At 44.1% G+C, this 14,713-nt stretch carries 11 protein-coding genes; 5 read left to right on the top strand and 6 right to left on the bottom strand.

Features of this window, described 5'->3' with window-relative positions; genetic code table 11:
- The first annotated feature begins 20 nt into the window (after positions 1-20).
- The 3 genes from M4S28_RS11170 (at position 21) to M4S28_RS11180 (ending at position 4,270) form a co-directional block, all read left to right on the top strand.
- Positions 21-1,709: an NAD-dependent malic enzyme gene (locus M4S28_RS11170; RefSeq protein ID WP_004733414.1), complete on the top strand. Its 1,689-nt coding sequence runs from the start codon at positions 21-23 to the stop codon at positions 1,707-1,709.
- A 193-nt stretch (positions 1,710-1,902) separates the two neighbouring features.
- Positions 1,903-2,703: a SanA/YdcF family protein gene (locus M4S28_RS11175; protein ID WP_029406252.1), complete on the top strand. Its 801-nt coding sequence runs from the start codon at positions 1,903-1,905 to the stop codon at positions 2,701-2,703.
- Between the two features lie 196 nt (positions 2,704-2,899).
- Complete coding sequence (locus M4S28_RS11180; protein WP_102450415.1) at positions 2,900-4,270, top strand: SLC13 family permease; 1,371 nt, start codon at positions 2,900-2,902, stop codon at positions 4,268-4,270.
- A 331-nt stretch (positions 4,271-4,601) separates the two neighbouring features.
- On the opposite strand, the gene M4S28_RS11185 is transcribed toward M4S28_RS11180, so the two are convergent.
- The gene (locus M4S28_RS11185) at positions 4,602-4,952 is read right to left on the bottom strand and encodes a GlpM family protein (RefSeq protein WP_004733411.1); all 351 of its coding nucleotides are present in this window, start codon (positions 4,950-4,952) and stop codon (positions 4,602-4,604) included.
- A 124-nt stretch (positions 4,953-5,076) separates the two neighbouring features.
- Entirely contained in the window at positions 5,077-6,372 is a 1,296-nt protein-coding gene (locus tag M4S28_RS11190) for a GGDEF domain-containing protein (RefSeq protein ID WP_249631816.1), read from the bottom strand.
- A 303-nt stretch (positions 6,373-6,675) separates the two neighbouring features.
- On the opposite strand from M4S28_RS11190, the gene M4S28_RS11195 reads away from it, so the two are divergent.
- Positions 6,676-7,500, top strand: coding sequence for a DUF2797 domain-containing protein (locus M4S28_RS11195; RefSeq protein ID WP_017082764.1), 825 nt, complete (start codon positions 6,676-6,678; stop codon positions 7,498-7,500).
- A gap of 305 nt (positions 7,501-7,805) precedes the next feature.
- Here the strand turns inward: M4S28_RS11195 and M4S28_RS11200 are convergent, their stop codons facing one another.
- Both M4S28_RS11200 and M4S28_RS11205 read right to left on the bottom strand, forming a co-directional pair.
- The gene (locus M4S28_RS11200; RefSeq protein ID WP_249632734.1) at positions 7,806-9,029 is read right to left on the bottom strand and encodes a sensor domain-containing diguanylate cyclase; all 1,224 of its coding nucleotides are present in this window, start codon (positions 9,027-9,029) and stop codon (positions 7,806-7,808) included.
- A 377-nt stretch (positions 9,030-9,406) separates the two neighbouring features.
- The gene (locus tag M4S28_RS11205; RefSeq protein ID WP_061021593.1) at positions 9,407-10,291 is read right to left on the bottom strand and encodes a LysR family transcriptional regulator; all 885 of its coding nucleotides are present in this window, start codon (positions 10,289-10,291) and stop codon (positions 9,407-9,409) included.
- A 233-nt stretch (positions 10,292-10,524) separates the two neighbouring features.
- Between M4S28_RS11205 and M4S28_RS11210 the strand changes: the two genes are divergently transcribed.
- Positions 10,525-11,196: a type 1 glutamine amidotransferase domain-containing protein gene (locus M4S28_RS11210; RefSeq protein WP_249631817.1), complete on the top strand. Its 672-nt coding sequence runs from the start codon at positions 10,525-10,527 to the stop codon at positions 11,194-11,196.
- A 175-nt stretch (positions 11,197-11,371) separates the two neighbouring features.
- Here M4S28_RS11210 and M4S28_RS11215 read toward each other — a convergent pair whose 3' ends face one another.
- Both M4S28_RS11215 and M4S28_RS11220 read right to left on the bottom strand, forming a co-directional pair.
- Complete coding sequence (locus M4S28_RS11215) at positions 11,372-12,607, bottom strand: cysteine desulfurase-like protein (protein ID WP_249631818.1); 1,236 nt, start codon at positions 12,605-12,607, stop codon at positions 11,372-11,374.
- Positions 12,591-13,247 carry a 2OG-Fe dioxygenase family protein gene (locus M4S28_RS11220; protein ID WP_029223539.1) on the bottom strand — a complete coding sequence of 219 codons (657 nt, stop codon included), beginning with the start codon at positions 13,245-13,247 and terminating at the stop codon, positions 12,591-12,593. The genes M4S28_RS11215 and M4S28_RS11220 overlap by 17 nt, the downstream gene beginning before the upstream one ends.
- Positions 13,248-14,713: the final 1,466 nt, after the last annotated feature.

A 14,713-nucleotide genomic window follows, 5' to 3' on the forward strand; every position in this document is an offset into this window, starting at 1 on the left:
TCTCCCATATTAGGCATCCAATGAACAACGATAAACGCCCTCTATATATCCCTTATGCTGGTCCTGCTCTACTAAGTACCCCTCTTCTAAACAAAGGCAGCGCATTCTCTGCTGAAGAGCGCAGTTCTTTCAACCTTGAAGGCTTGTTACCGGAAACGACCGAAACAATCCAAGAGCAAGTAGGACGTGCATACAAGCAATATTGTAACTTCGAAAGTGATATGGATAAGCATATCTACCTTCGTAACATCCAAGACACTAATGAAACGCTTTTTTATCGTTTAGTTCAAAACCACATTTCTGAAATGATGCCTATCATTTACACGCCAACGGTTGGCGCAGCATGTGAGAACTTCTCAAATATTTACCGTCGTGGCCGTGGTCTGTTTATCTCATACCCGAACCGCGATCGTATCGATGACCTACTGAACAATGCGACAAACCACAACGTTAAAGTTATCGTGGTTACGGATGGTGAGCGTATTCTTGGTTTGGGAGACCAAGGTATCGGTGGCATGGGTATTCCAATTGGTAAGCTAGCACTGTACACAGCTTGTGGCGGTATCAGCCCAGCTTACATGCTACCTATCGTGCTCGATGTGGGTACAAACAACCCTCAACGTCTTGCTGACCCAATGTACATGGGCTGGCGTCACCCTCGTATCACAGGTGCTGACTACGATGCATTCGTTGAAGAGTTCATCCAAGCGGTTCAACGCCGTTGGCCTGATGCATTAGTTCAGTTCGAAGATTTCGCACAAAAGAACGCAATGCCACTGCTTGAGCGTTACAAAGATCGCCTCTGTTGTTTCAACGATGACATCCAAGGCACAGCAGCCGTAACGGTTGGTTCTCTACTTGCAGCATGTAAAGCAGCAAACAGCAAACTTTCAGATCAACGCATCACCTTCTTAGGTGCCGGTTCTGCAGGTTGTGGTATTGCTGAAGCTATCATTGCTCAAATGGTGTCTGAAGGTATCAGCGATGCACAAGCACGCTCTCAAGTTTACATGGTTGACCGTTGGGGTCTGTTACAGGAAGGCATGCAAAACCTGCTTGATTTCCAACAGCGTCTCGTTCAAACCAACGAAAACACCAAAGACTGGGAAAGCGACGGCACTGGTTTCTCTCTACTAGACGTTGTTCGCCACGCGAAACCAACCGTATTAGTTGGTGTATCTGGTGCTCCAGGTCTGTTCAGCAAAGAAGTCATCAAAGAGATGAACCTACACTGTGAACGCCCTATCGTGTTCCCACTGTCTAACCCAACAAGCCGTGTTGAAGCAACTCCAAACGACATTATTCGTTGGACTGATGGCCAAGCACTGGTTGCGACAGGTAGCCCATTTGAGCCAGTAACTCATAACGGCACCACTTACCCAATCGCTCAGTGTAACAACAGCTACATCTTCCCAGGTATTGGCCTTGGTGTATTGGCTGTGAATGCGTCACGTATCACTGATGAAATGTTGATGGAATCAAGCCGTGCGCTTGCTACGTGTTCTCCACTTGCTATCAATGGTTCAGGTGCGCTACTTCCACCATTAGAAGAGATCCACACCGTATCTAAGAAGATTGCTCTTGCCGTTGGTAAGAAAGCGATTGAGCAAGGTGTTGCACTAGAGATCACTGAAGAAGCTCTTCAACAAGCGATTGACCAGCACTTCTGGCAGCCGGTTTACCGTCGCTACAAGCGTACTGCATTCTAATAAACCGTGCTGTACTTTGAATAAAGCGTACTGCGCTTGGAATAAAGAGCGTTAACTACTCTTATAAGAGCCTCTGCAACTGCAGGGGCTTTTTTCTTTACACTGTCTTGTCTTTTTAACTGATTTTTCTCATTTTTATTTGGTATTATCGAGCACTCAAAAATTAATGCTCAGTCAAAGGACCATACCGAGAGTGAAATTTGATTCTCACATTATCCGTAGCTACATAAAAAAAGCTTACAAAAAACTGCAAGGTTTTCTGTTTGGCGCTTTCCTCGTGTTCTTAGTTGGCAGCGCTGCGGTTATTGCGATCGATTATTGGGTTTCATGGCAAGCGGAAGATCGCATCATCTACGATATTGATGACGTGCCCGAGCTTGAGGTCGCGGTTGTGCTTGGCACAAGCAAATATCTGGGCAGAACACTCAACGACTATTATAAACACCGAATCGAAGCCGCGATTGAGCTGTTCGATCGTGAAAAAGTGGATCAATTTCTACTGAGTGGCGATAACGCTCATCGCTCTTACAATGAGCCGTGGACGATGAAACGCGACTTGTTGAAAGCGGGTGTCCCCGATGAACGCATCAATCTAGATTACGCCGGGTTTAGAACCTTGGACTCGATTGTTCGCGCCAAAAAGATATTCGATACTGATAACTTTCTGATCATCACTCAGAAATTCCACTGTGAAAGAGCGCTATTCATCGCCAATTCTTACGATATTCATGCGCAGTGTTTGGCAGTTTCAGGGCCAACCCACCATTCGGGAACCTCAATACGTTTACGTGAAGTGTTTGCGCGCACCAAAGCATTCCTTGATCTGTATATTATGGGAACAACGCCAAAGTTCCTTGGACCTAAAGAGCCGATTCAACCCAGTCCAAAACCGGAATCATTTCCGATTCCAAATCCTATTACTGACCCGACTGTAAACCCTGTTGTTGACCCTACAGCAAGCCCTATTTTAGAACCAGCAGAGACCGATGTGTAGAAAACTACACATTTTGAATTTGTTGCCTCACACTTCCCCATTGTTAAGCAAAAACACACCAACACTCCTTTATTAACTTGAGTAACATTCTTCCAACAAAGTCTGACCCTACATCAAGCTATATACCTCGAAAATAATAAGCACGACTCAATGAAGTCGTGCACCAATAAAACGAGGATAACAAAAGGAGCGTCTTATGACGGCACTTGTTACTACACTGAAACACTGGTTGTTTACCCGCAACAGCATGATCTTAATTGGTAATTTCACGCTATTTGCAGTTTTGCTCAATAATCTTCCTTTCGAATCACAAGTGAATACGGGTTTGAGTATTCTCGTGTTCGTTGCCATTTTATGGTTAACAGAAGCGATTCACGTCAGCATCACCGCTTTGCTCGTTCCCCTATTGGCTGTCTTGTTTGGTGTATTTAACACGCCCGCTGCGCTGGCTAACTTTTCGAACCCAATCATCTTCTTGTTCATGGGTGGCTTCGCATTGGCAGCTGCGCTGAACAAGCAAGAGTTAGATAAAGCGATTGCTGACAAAGTACTGTTGATTGCAAAAGGCAGAATGTCTGTCGCCGTGTTCATGCTGTTCGGTGTGAGTGCGGGCTTATCAATGTGGATCTCAAACACAGCCACCACAGCAATGATGCTTCCTCTTGTTCTAGGCATCATGAACAAAGTTGACCAAAGTGAAGACCGTAACACCTACGTATTTGTGCTACTAGGTATCGCTTACTGTGCGTCGATTGGTGGCATCGCAACCTTAGTGGGTAGCCCACCAAACGCAATTGCTGCCGCAGAAGTTGGTTTAAGTTTCACAGAATGGATGGCGCTAGGTCTACCTATCTCAATGATCTTATTGCCAATCACAATGGTTGTCCTGTACGTGATGACTAAGCCAAAGCTCGACCACAAATTTGAGCTAGACCACGCTCCTGTAGAGTGGACAAACAGCAAAAAAATCACACTGTCTATCTTCCTTTTAACCGTAACGCTTTGGATATTCGGAAAACCAATCAACGCAATGATTGGCGGTTTCTCTAAATTTGATAGCTTGGTGGCGATTGGTGCCATTGTACTGCTTGGCGCTTCAAGAGCGGTTGAATGGAAAGATGTCGAGAAGACAACGGATTGGGGTGTACTTATCCTGTTCGGTGGCGGTATCTGTTTAAGTAACATTCTTAAAGCGACTGGAACCAGCGTATTCCTAGCACACTCACTAAGCGGATTTCTAGAAACAGCAGGCGTGCTTCTAACTATTCTAGCCGTGGTAGCGTTCGTGGTATTCCTAACGGAATTTGCGAGTAACACAGCGAGTGCAGCCTTACTTGTCCCTGTATTTGCAACCATTGCTGAAGCGCTGGGTATGTCGCCAGTTATCTTGTCTGCACTAATTGCGATTGCCGCATCTTGTGCCTTCATGCTACCAGTCGCGACACCACCTAATGCGATTGTATTTGGCTCTGGTCATATCAAACAAAAAGAAATGATGCGAGTCGGTATGGTGTTGAACCTAGTTTGTATCCTAGTGCTAACACTGTTCGCGTGGATCTTCTGGTAAGCAGCAAACACTTATAGAGAAAGCTTTATAGGCAAGTGCTTAGAAACACATATTTATAGGTAAATGCTTATAGATAAATGTTTACAGGAATGCCCCCCCAAAAAATCTGGTTGCAGCCTCCCCCGGCTCAACCAGTACAAAAATGCCCGCTCAGCTAACAAGATCCGTTTAACTAACAAAATCAGTTTAACTAGCAAGATCCGTTTAACTAACAAAATCAGCTAAACGGGCATCTAAAAACAAGAAACGCTTTTCCCTTTTGGTGGCCCCGCGCCACCTTTTTTGTATCAACTTGCCACTAACCACACATTATCGTTCTAAGATCTGGCTCTCACGCCACACTTGGCACCAGACGCGTCCAACCTAACAGCAACATAGAAGCACACATAACCCAAACGACAGTGGCTAAAGAGAGCGTCGATACCAAATTGTAGCGATAACTGAACACATAAACCGCGCCAAGATAAGCCGCGTATGGCACAAGCGAGAACAAGCCAAAGAGTGCCGTGGTACGTAACTCCACCATGGTTTGTTCCGTGCCAACAATGTAGTGAGCAATCAAAGCAAAGGTTGGAAACAACGGCACTAACCCTGCGATGTAAAAGCTCTTACTTTTCGACAGCAGCGCAATCAACAAAACAGCCGCCGCACCAAGCAAACATTTAAAGAACAGTGAGATCATTTTTTATACGCTATCCAAGCAAATCAATAAAGGCTCTAGAGGGTAAACTCATATAGCGCCCATAAAAATGCCACACGTCACATATGCACGTGTGGCTTATAAACTAACCAAAACAATTTTCAGATTAGTGACTCAAGATCACCTGATTTCGGCCTGAATGCTTCGCTTGATATAGAGCTTCATCAGCGCGAGCAATGGTCTCTGTCACCCGCTCTTGTTTCATCTCAGCAATACCGATGCTGCAAGTGAGTGGATCTCCATGAACCCAAAGGTGTTGGCTGACCAAAAGTCGGATTTTCTCGGCCTTTCTCTGTGCTTCACCAGCCTCAGTCTCCGGGCAAAAAACAATGAACTCTTCACCACCCCATCTCACCAATTTGTCGGAAGCGCTGATCGAACTGCCGACCACCATGCTGAATTCTCGTAAAATATGATCACCCATTTGGTGTCCGTATTTATCGTTGACGCTCTTGAAGTAGTCAATGTCGAGATACAACATACTCAGCTTTCCATGCCCCTGCTTTACCTGCTGAGACTGCATTTTTAGCCAATCACGAATCGCGTGTCGGTTGAGAATCCCAGTCAGTTCATCACGATGAGCCTTTTCTGAAAACTCAAAGTTTTGCTCTCTCAGTGCTCGATTGACGTTCTTTAAGTGATGATGTCTTTTCTCTGCAAGCACCATACGTTTTCTTGAACGGTTTAACTCAGACAATAAGAATACGGTGCCTGTGCTAACCCAAACAAACAGTAGAATCAAGAACAAGCTTTCGCCTGAAATATAAGATCCCTCGAACTCAATACTACGGATGACTATTCTGTGGTGACCCAGTTTCGCTCCAGACGCGGTAGCAAACTCAACCATATTCACGTTCGAATACTCAGGCGCTGAATGCTCTAACGCAATCTCGTTATCCGCTAACCACCATGTCATTACTTGCAGGTTTTTGATCGGAATCTCAATCACACCACCATCCACGCCAGGAGAAAACTCCATCCCGTTGTACTTATGCGTGTACTCGTCATCAGGAACCGAATAAGCAGGATTATAATTACGCAGGTAAGTTCGCAAACGACCGCTAGAATCGGCCTCCGCATGGTAATCAATATTGACTCTAAAGGTGTGGTACTGCGAAAGGTCAAGGCCAGTGGTAATGTCTGGGTTGATACGAATTGATAGGCCGCAATAAGGCCACGGATACTCAGACTTTTTAAGCTCGCAGTCGAGAATATACTGGCCATTTTGATAAGATAATTGGGACGTACTGACACCCTTATCCACTTGATCGCTGGTCGCGATAAACTCATATTTATCCGGCGTAATTGCCGTTATCACACGATTTCCGCTCACACGGTAATACTGGACAATCGCCAGCGTCGTGATAACTAAAAAGATGACTATTTTATGGATCCACTTCACGTCTAAGCTTCCGGCTTAAGGTCCCTATAGTTGGGATTTCACGATAAAAACAAGTTAGGTAAATTAGTGATCTTAATGCCAATAATTTACTAAAAAACGTTATATCACGCCTGAACAAAATGTCATACCATAATTTTAAACGAGCGTTTACTCATCAATTATCCATCGCAATAATCAAGTAATATTGCGTATTAAAACGGACTCTATTTGTTATACTCATCGCATAATCATCGTTAACCGTAACGCCTGCTTACAGAGCGTCCGAGTCGACGAAATAATAATCAAAATACAACGAGTAATGTCATGTCTTTATTAGCAAAAGGAACACTCAAGAAAATGAGTGCTTCGCTCGATGGTGCGGTTACCTACCGTTTACCTGTCGGTGAAGAGTTTGTAGAGCTAAACCCTCTGATTGGTAAAACCATCAACCTCACTCACACCGGTAATATTTTTTGCTGCTCGTGTGGCAAGAAAACTAAGAAAAGCTACTCTCAAGGCCACTGCTTTGTGTGCATGAGAAAGCTAGCAAGCTGCGACATGTGCATCATGAAGCCAGAAACTTGCCACTACGATGAAGGCACGTGTCGTGAGCCTGAATGGGGCGAAGCGAACTGCATGGTTGATCACTTCGTTTACCTATCGAACACATCAAGCCTAAAAGTGGGTATCACTCGTCACACTCAAATCCCTACTCGCTGGATTGACCAAGGTGCCACTCAAGGCCTACCGATCTTGAAGGTAAAAACACGTCAGATTTCTGGCCTGATTGAAGTTGAGTTAGCAAAACACATTGCCGACAAAACCAACTGGCGCACGTTGCTAAAAGGCGACGGTGACGATATGGAGTTGGTAGAAAAAGCCAAAGAACTCTTGCCATTGGTTGAAGATAAAATCCAAGAGATCAGAGCGAAGTTTGGCGACGATGCAATCGAGATTCTGAGCGAAAACATCACTTCACTGAGCTACCCAGTTGAGCAACACCCAGTGAAGATTGTTTCTCATAACTTTGATAAGAACCCTGAAGTGACAGGTGTGCTGCAAGGTATCAAAGGCCAATACCTTATCTTGGATACTGGTGTGATTAACATCCGTAAATTTGGCTCTTACGAAGTAGAAGTTTCTGCTTAGTAAGCCAACGGTTTTGAGATGATCGCTGTTTTGATAAACCAAAGCGAAACGGCTTTGATCGGTGAAAGCGAAACGGCTTTGATGAGCTAAAACTAAAATGCCCTCAGCAATTGCTTGAGGGCATTTTTGTATCATGACCAAACATTATAACGGGGTGACACCCTAGTTAGCTTTGTTACTTAAGCTTCTAGATTTATAGCTTATGCTTCTGGATTTATGGCTTAAGCTTCTAGATTTATTACTTATGCTTCTAAATTGATTGGGTGTGCTAAATTGACCGAGTTTACTCAATAGATTGAAGTCGTTTAGTGCGGTAATGCTTGGCTTATATCGCTGGCAAACACTTCTCCACACACGCAGTTCTTTCCATTCGCTTTGGCTCGATACAAAGATTGGTCAGTTAGGTTAACCAGCGCATCAATAGACACTTTTCCTTCGCAAGCTCGGCTATCACTCACTCCGATACTCACGCTCACATTAAAACGAACCTGCTCATCAATCTTAAATTCGGTTTGATTAAACTGTTGGCGGATTTGATCAGCGACTTGACGCGAAATTTGAGATGACGCGTTAGGGATAAATACAATGAACTCTTCACCGCCCCATCGACCAGCCACACCGCCCGCTTTCTCGACATTACGCTTAGTCACATCGGCCAGTGCGCAAATAACCTCGTCACCCACCATATGCCCGTAAGTATCATTGATCGATTTGAAATCATCGATATCAAGCAACATACATACGAGATGAGTATCAGAGGCAATATGTTCCCTTAACCACTCATAAATCGCTCTGCGATTGAGTAAGTCAGTCATTTCATCGTAATTCGCTTGATGAACCAACTGCTTTTCCAACATCACCTTTTGAGTCACATCTTCAAGCACAACCTGAACAGCTGGCTGACCTTGCCAAGTGATCGCATTATCGTAAATATTGAAAAATCGATGAATGCCGTCGAAACCAATGTTTTCAACCACAGTGCTGGTTCCCGATAACTCACCAGATACAATCGCTTGATAGTGCTTACTGATGCCTTCCGTGTTCTGTTGAGGCACTAAGTCGAGAATTGAATCCAACTTTAAGACTTGCTCAATTGACTCGCCACCTTGGAGTTTTACCCACGATTGATTGACCATCAACGGCTTGAAATCTCGGTGAACCAAAATACCTTGCCCTGATTGCATGATCATATCGTGAAACATCTGATCTTGCTCACGCACCACATTTTGCAATTGAATCGCAGGAGAAAGATCGATGACCGTCACTTGCAAAGCAGGTCTTCCTTGCCATTCAGTTACATGATCAATAGAAAATACCGTGAACTCTCTGCCATTGCGGTCAACATTGATATAGGTGTGCACCTGAGGATCTCGTTGACCATCGACGGTTTCTAGATAGTTTTTATAGGCTGCAACGTGAAATTCTTCAGATATGAGGTCCAGAAAGCTATCTATATTAGACAGCAGTTCTTCGGGTGATTGGTATCCGTAGATGCGTGCATAATTAGCGTCAACACTAACCACATTCATATCTTGAATAGTTATTACACCGTACGTGGATTCGAAATTTATTGAAGACATGGCTAACTCCGCTCTATATCTGTACTTCACAAACTGGAGCATAACAACACATCCCACCAACACTTCCACACAATCTATTGCGTATTGGGGGCATTAACATTACATCTAGTATATCGTACCGATACAGGCTTCTCTACAATTCTATCGCTAGCACAAGTGTTTAAAAGTAGACAAGTATCTCATTCCTATTATTCGGGTCAAAAAACAAAAATGATAACGTATGCCAATGTAAGTATTACCTTTTTCTACTTTTGGCTTTGAGCCGAGTTAGCACTCTAGTGTTCACCGCCTCAAACTTGTTGGCTATTCTTTTAAACCTACGCGCGTTATTCATTCCAATCGGAAAAGTAAGCGACTAAGAAGTCGATCGCCAGCCGTGCTCTCTGGGGTAAAAAACGACGGTTTTGATATACGACCCAACTGCTGGTTCCCGCTCCCCAATACTCTTCTAGCACCGGGACAAGCTTTCCATTACTAAGGCCACCATTGAAGCTGCTCTTAGGTAGGTAGACAACACCAAGCCCCTCTTCACATGCTTTCAGTACTGCACTCGAATTGTTGCTGCGCCAGCGCCCATGCACTCGCACCGCATTCAACGGTTTACCCTCTTTCTCAAATAGCCACTGATCACTGTTGGCGATAATACAGCTGTGCATTTTTAACTGCTCTGGATGAGTCGGCGTACCAAATTGCTCTATGTAGTCTTTACTGGCTGCCGCCGCCATCGGGCGATCGACGAGCTTTCTTGCCACCAATCCTGAATCATCCAATCGGCCATAACGAATCGCGAAATCGATGCCATCTTCGATGAAGTTAACCATCTTGGTATTGAAATTCATTTCTATGGTGAGCTCAGGATGCTCTTTGGCAAATTCCATCAGCGCCGCCGCGACATGATTTTCTGCAAACGCGCCTGCCGCACTCACACGCAAAGTGCCGCTAAGCTGAGTCTGCTGAGAAGTCACTTGCTCGTTCGCTTGCTGAAGCCCAATGACCAAATCTCTACACTGCTGATAATAGGTGTGACCCGATTCGGTCAGGCTCACCATTCGTGTAGAGCGTGCAAGCAGTGCCACACCCACTCTCTCTTCTAACCTTGAAACTTGGCGACTTACATGACTGGTACTGCAACCCAGCTGTTTTGCTGCTGCAGAAAAGCCGTGACACTCGGCTACCGCAACAAACTCATTAATACCTTCAAAGCTATCCATACTTCACCTGTTAACGTCTAACGAATTCACATTCGACTAATTCACATCTTACTATTGCTATATAGCAATAATGTTTTGCCTATTCGGTATATTATCACTCAAATGGTTTACTACTAGTATTACAGGTAACGAAACAGCGGCATATCTATTAGAAACACTGATGTCTGTCTTAAAAACGCGGATGACTAAACAACGACGCTGAAACCAAGCAAACGTGCTCAAAGGGACGAATCATGAAAAAAATACTAATACCTGTAACTAACCACGCAACACTAGGCGATACAGATCAAGCGAACGGTACTTACGCGCCTGAACTGACTCATGCACTTAAAGAGATCATTGCTGCGGGTTTTGAGTACGACATCGCGTCTATCAAGGGTGGTAAAGGCCCATTGTACGGAACCGATATTGAAGGTGATTCAGTAAACGCCGAGATCTTGGCTGATGATGACTTCCAGAACCGCATTAATAACACGATTCCTGTAAGCCAAATTAACGTAGAAAGCTACGATGCTATCTTCTACCCAGGTGGTTTCGGTTTGCTTTCTGACTTAGCAACTGACGAGCAATTCGCAGCTATTGCGGCTAAGCATTATGAAGATGGCGGTGTGATCGCATCTGTATGTCACGGCCCAGCAGCCCTGCTTCCGATTGTTTTAAGCAACGGCGAGAAGCTATTGAGCTCTAAATCGGTGACTGGTTTTACACGTGAAGAAGAAATCGACTTTGGCACCATCAACGACATCCCATTCCTATTGGAAGAGTCTCTTGCTCGCAGCGCAGCGCGTTTCAACAAGGTTCAACCTTGGCAAGAGCTTGTGATTGTTGATGATCGAGTGATTACTGGCCAAAACCCAACCAGCGCGCACGCTGTAGGTGCAACTCTGGTTAAGCACCTGTCTTAGTTAAATCAAGGGCTTATTCGAATAACTGGCGTTGATAAAATAAGCTCAATCAAACAAAAAGAGCATGCTTCCTACTCAATACTCTTGAGAGAAGCATGCTCTTTTTTCGATCTAAAGGCACAAACAGCAAAGGCAAGTGACTTCTTATTAATTACTTCTTGCTAATGGCTTCTCGCTAGTTACTTCGCAAGATCCCTTCAAGCACATTGAACAGCAAGTCGATCTCTTCAATCGAGTTGTAATGCATACAACCAATACGCACCACGCCCTGCTCTTCAATACCCAACTGTTTCACCAAACCTAATGCGTAGAAATGTCCGTTCCACACACAGATATTATGTTCACCCAACTTCTTGGCGATGAACTCTGGAGAGTGATTATCAAAGGTAATCGCAAACGTTGGGGTTCTTAGGTTCGAATCAAATTCGTTTTTCCCGTAAAGCTTTGCCCCTTCTAGATCAGACAAGCGTTTAAGGAAGTACTCACTGAGTTGGCTTTCATGCTTATTATAAAGCGCGTAGCTTTGCTCTAAACGAGAACGTAATGAATCGGCGGGATCGCCTAACTGCGCCAAGTAATCCACCGCCGCAATCACACCGGCAAGGCCTTCAAAACTTTGCGTTCCTGTCTCAAAACGACCTGGGCCGATATTAGTCGCAGGCTCAACCTTGTAAGGCTTTAAAGTATGCAGCCATTGAGGCGCAACATAAGCAATACCCACATGCGGGCCGAAGAACTTATACGCTGAACACGCTAAGAAATCACAATTCAATTGCTGAACATCAATCAAATGATGTGGTGCGTAATGAACGGCATCGACATAAACCTGCGCGCCATATTGATGTGCAAGCTCGATCACTTTCGCCATGTCGACAATAGAGCCTGTGGTATTCGAAGCAAACGTCACCGCGACAAGCTTGGTTTTCTCGTTAAGCAGCGATTCAAAATGCGCCATATCCAAACTGCAATCCGACTCGTCTACACGAACTTGGCGAACAATCGCGCCTTTGTCGTCTGCCGCTTGCTGCCAGCTCGATACATTTGAGTAATGGTCTAACGCCGTGACGATAACTTCATCGCCCTCTTTCCAATCGCGGCTGATCGCTCGGCTAAGTTGGAAGGTCAGCGATGTCATGTTCGCGCCGAACACAACGTTGCCAGAAGACTCCGCATTAAGCAGTGCTTGCGCCGCTTCTCGCGCTTGCTGCATTAAGCTTGTGGTCTTTTGGCTAGAAAAATAGTGGCCGCCTAGGTTTGAATTGAAATGCCCTAAGTATTCGGTCATCGAAGCTAAAACATTCTCAGGCACCTGAGATCCACCCGGACCATCAAAAAAGGTCACAGGCTTGCCGTTATGATATTGGCCTAAAGCACTAAACTGTTGGCGCACATCATTAAGAGTGAAGGACATTGCGCGCATCCTTAGCTGTTAGAACAAACACATCCATATAGCCCATCTCATCGTGGTCTATGGTGCGAATCGGTTGTGCATTGTGCCAAAGCTTACTGTCTGCCAGCATCGCAACCTCGCCATCGCCTAACACTTTTCTAAAGAATGGCGCTTCATGTGAATCTTGATACAGCATGATTTCACCACCCACAATGTTGTGACGGTTCACACCGATCAAAGCGATATGGTCAAAACCATCTTGGTGAACACCTTCAGGAGCAACTTGAGTCTCTTCAAAAATAGCGGCAATGCGGATCTGATGGATTTCGATTTCTTGCCCGTCTTCAAGCCCGTTGGTTTCAATAAACAGTTCACACATTTCCTGCATGCCTTCACTGCCTAAAATATTCGCTTCAATCGGCTCGAACTGACGAACAACGTCACCTTGAAAGTGATTAATGTTTTCAGACTGAACAAAGTTATGTTTGTCTTGCTCAACGACTTGTCCATTACTGAATTGAACCACCGAGTATCTTCTCAATCGAAACTGGCCATCCGCATGCTCTGTGCTTGGTAGCTTAGAGAATGATGGTGACAACTCCTCAACCGCGTGGTTACTGAGGTGGGTAATATGTAGGGTATTTTCGTGAGCATGTAACATCATCGACTCCTTAATGATTGTTAATTTACTTTCGATATTTAACGTTTTGTTTACATAAAGGATACTTGAAGATCTTGTCAAATCAACATTAAACAATCATTTATCCCGTCAGATTTAATAATTCAGACACTAAATCCAACTTGAAAATCAAAAGCAGTGTATAACACCAGAATAAAAGATGACCAACTCTTAAAACTAGCACACTCCACTAGCTAGTTATAAATCCCTACAAATTTAAATTTAACGATATTATAAACTAGCAAGCTATGTTTCATATTGTGTCAGCCCTTTCGCTTCAATACGCCAGCCTCCTTGCCTGAGTCCAGCCCTCACTCTCGCCATCATTCATTTCTAAGCTTTTGCACAGCAAAATACGACCTACCTATCAATTGCCAAGCTATTGATTATTTACACAACAAACTGAAATTGGTTAATTTATGAGTAAGCCAGAAACCAAACGCCTTTGCTTGCGCGTCTGGAACAGGTCGAGTTCGGGGGGAACTCGACCGCCCTCAAATGGTTTGCTTCCTTTCGAGCAGCGGTTTCACTTACCTTTCAACCACAAAGATGTTTGTCTCTATTAAGTTCCAGCCTCAAACACCTATAGTTATGCTCAATAACACACCTAAATAGCGACAATGCTCAGTTTCAAATGGCGCGTACCTAATTCGAATTGATGATGCTGCCTGTCTAGAGTTTTGAAATGGGATATTACGAAGGAAATTTACTTAGTGGATTCTGAAAACTAAGAGCATGAAGCTTTTAGAATCGGACATAACAACGGACACCACTTTCAAATTACCAGCAGGCATTCACAAATGTTACACGTTATTCGCTAACACGTTATGACCAAAGGTGAGTTTGCAGAGACTTCGTATAATCTGTGTTAACCAAGTAATTCTATTTTGATGTACTAACCTAAATCTACTTTTGGTGTACGAGCAGTCAGCTCCCTTAAAACCTGTATATATAGCTCGAAAATTGTTCGTTTGAACATCCCTTCCAAACACCATATTCGCATCCAGGTTAACTCCCCCTTGTTTCACACCAACAACACTCTACAGACACAATACACTAAAAAGCCAACTCTCTTGCGAGGAAGTTAGGGGAAATTTTTAGTTCGAACTACTAATGTTTGCTTACTTTTGTATTACCGTTTTGTCCAAAGTTGCATTTATACAAACGCTTTTGCCAAAGATATTCTCCTGCACAAAATAAACTCGGCACCGATACGAATGGTTGGCTCAAGCGGTACAGTACCTATGCTTTACCTTAATGGAAGAGTTGAGTTTTATGCCAACCCACCTCTATAAGCATTTTATAACTATAAAATAAACTAGTTAATTTTTATCTATTGATGCTACCCATCTAAATCGACTTGATTTTTTACTAAATTCAATCAAACGGCACTTTCTGCTCACTTATACTGATTCTCTGATTTATTTCAGCCCATTTTGCGTTGCATT

The sequence above is a fragment of the Vibrio sp. J383 genome, from assembly GCF_023503985.1.
Taxonomy (GTDB): domain Bacteria; phylum Pseudomonadota; class Gammaproteobacteria; order Enterobacterales; family Vibrionaceae; genus Vibrio; species Vibrio splendidus.

Bases quoted from the DNA above. Each gene is read 5' to 3' on its own strand.
- M4S28_RS11170 (WP_004733414.1), top strand. From the start codon at position 21: ATGAACAACGATAAACGCCCTCTATATATCCCTTATGCTGGTCCTGCT.
- M4S28_RS11215 (WP_249631818.1), bottom strand. From the start codon at position 12,607: ATGTCCTTCACTCTTAATGATGTGCGCCAACAGTTTAGTGCTTTAGGC.
- M4S28_RS11210 (WP_249631817.1), top strand. From the start codon at position 10,525: ATGAAAAAAATACTAATACCTGTAACTAACCACGCAACACTAGGCGAT.
- M4S28_RS11205 (WP_061021593.1), bottom strand. From the start codon at position 10,291: ATGGATAGCTTTGAAGGTATTAATGAGTTTGTTGCGGTAGCCGAGTGT.
- M4S28_RS11200 (WP_249632734.1), bottom strand. From the start codon at position 9,029: ATGAATGTGGTTAGTGTTGACGCTAATTATGCACGCATCTACGGATAC.
- M4S28_RS11220 (WP_029223539.1), bottom strand. From the start codon at position 13,247: ATGTTACATGCTCACGAAAATACCCTACATATTACCCACCTCAGTAAC.
- M4S28_RS11195 (WP_017082764.1), top strand. From the start codon at position 6,676: ATGTCTTTATTAGCAAAAGGAACACTCAAGAAAATGAGTGCTTCGCTC.
- M4S28_RS11185 (WP_004733411.1), bottom strand. From the start codon at position 4,952: ATGATCTCACTGTTCTTTAAATGTTTGCTTGGTGCGGCGGCTGTTTTG.
- M4S28_RS11180 (WP_102450415.1), top strand. From the start codon at position 2,900: ATGACGGCACTTGTTACTACACTGAAACACTGGTTGTTTACCCGCAAC.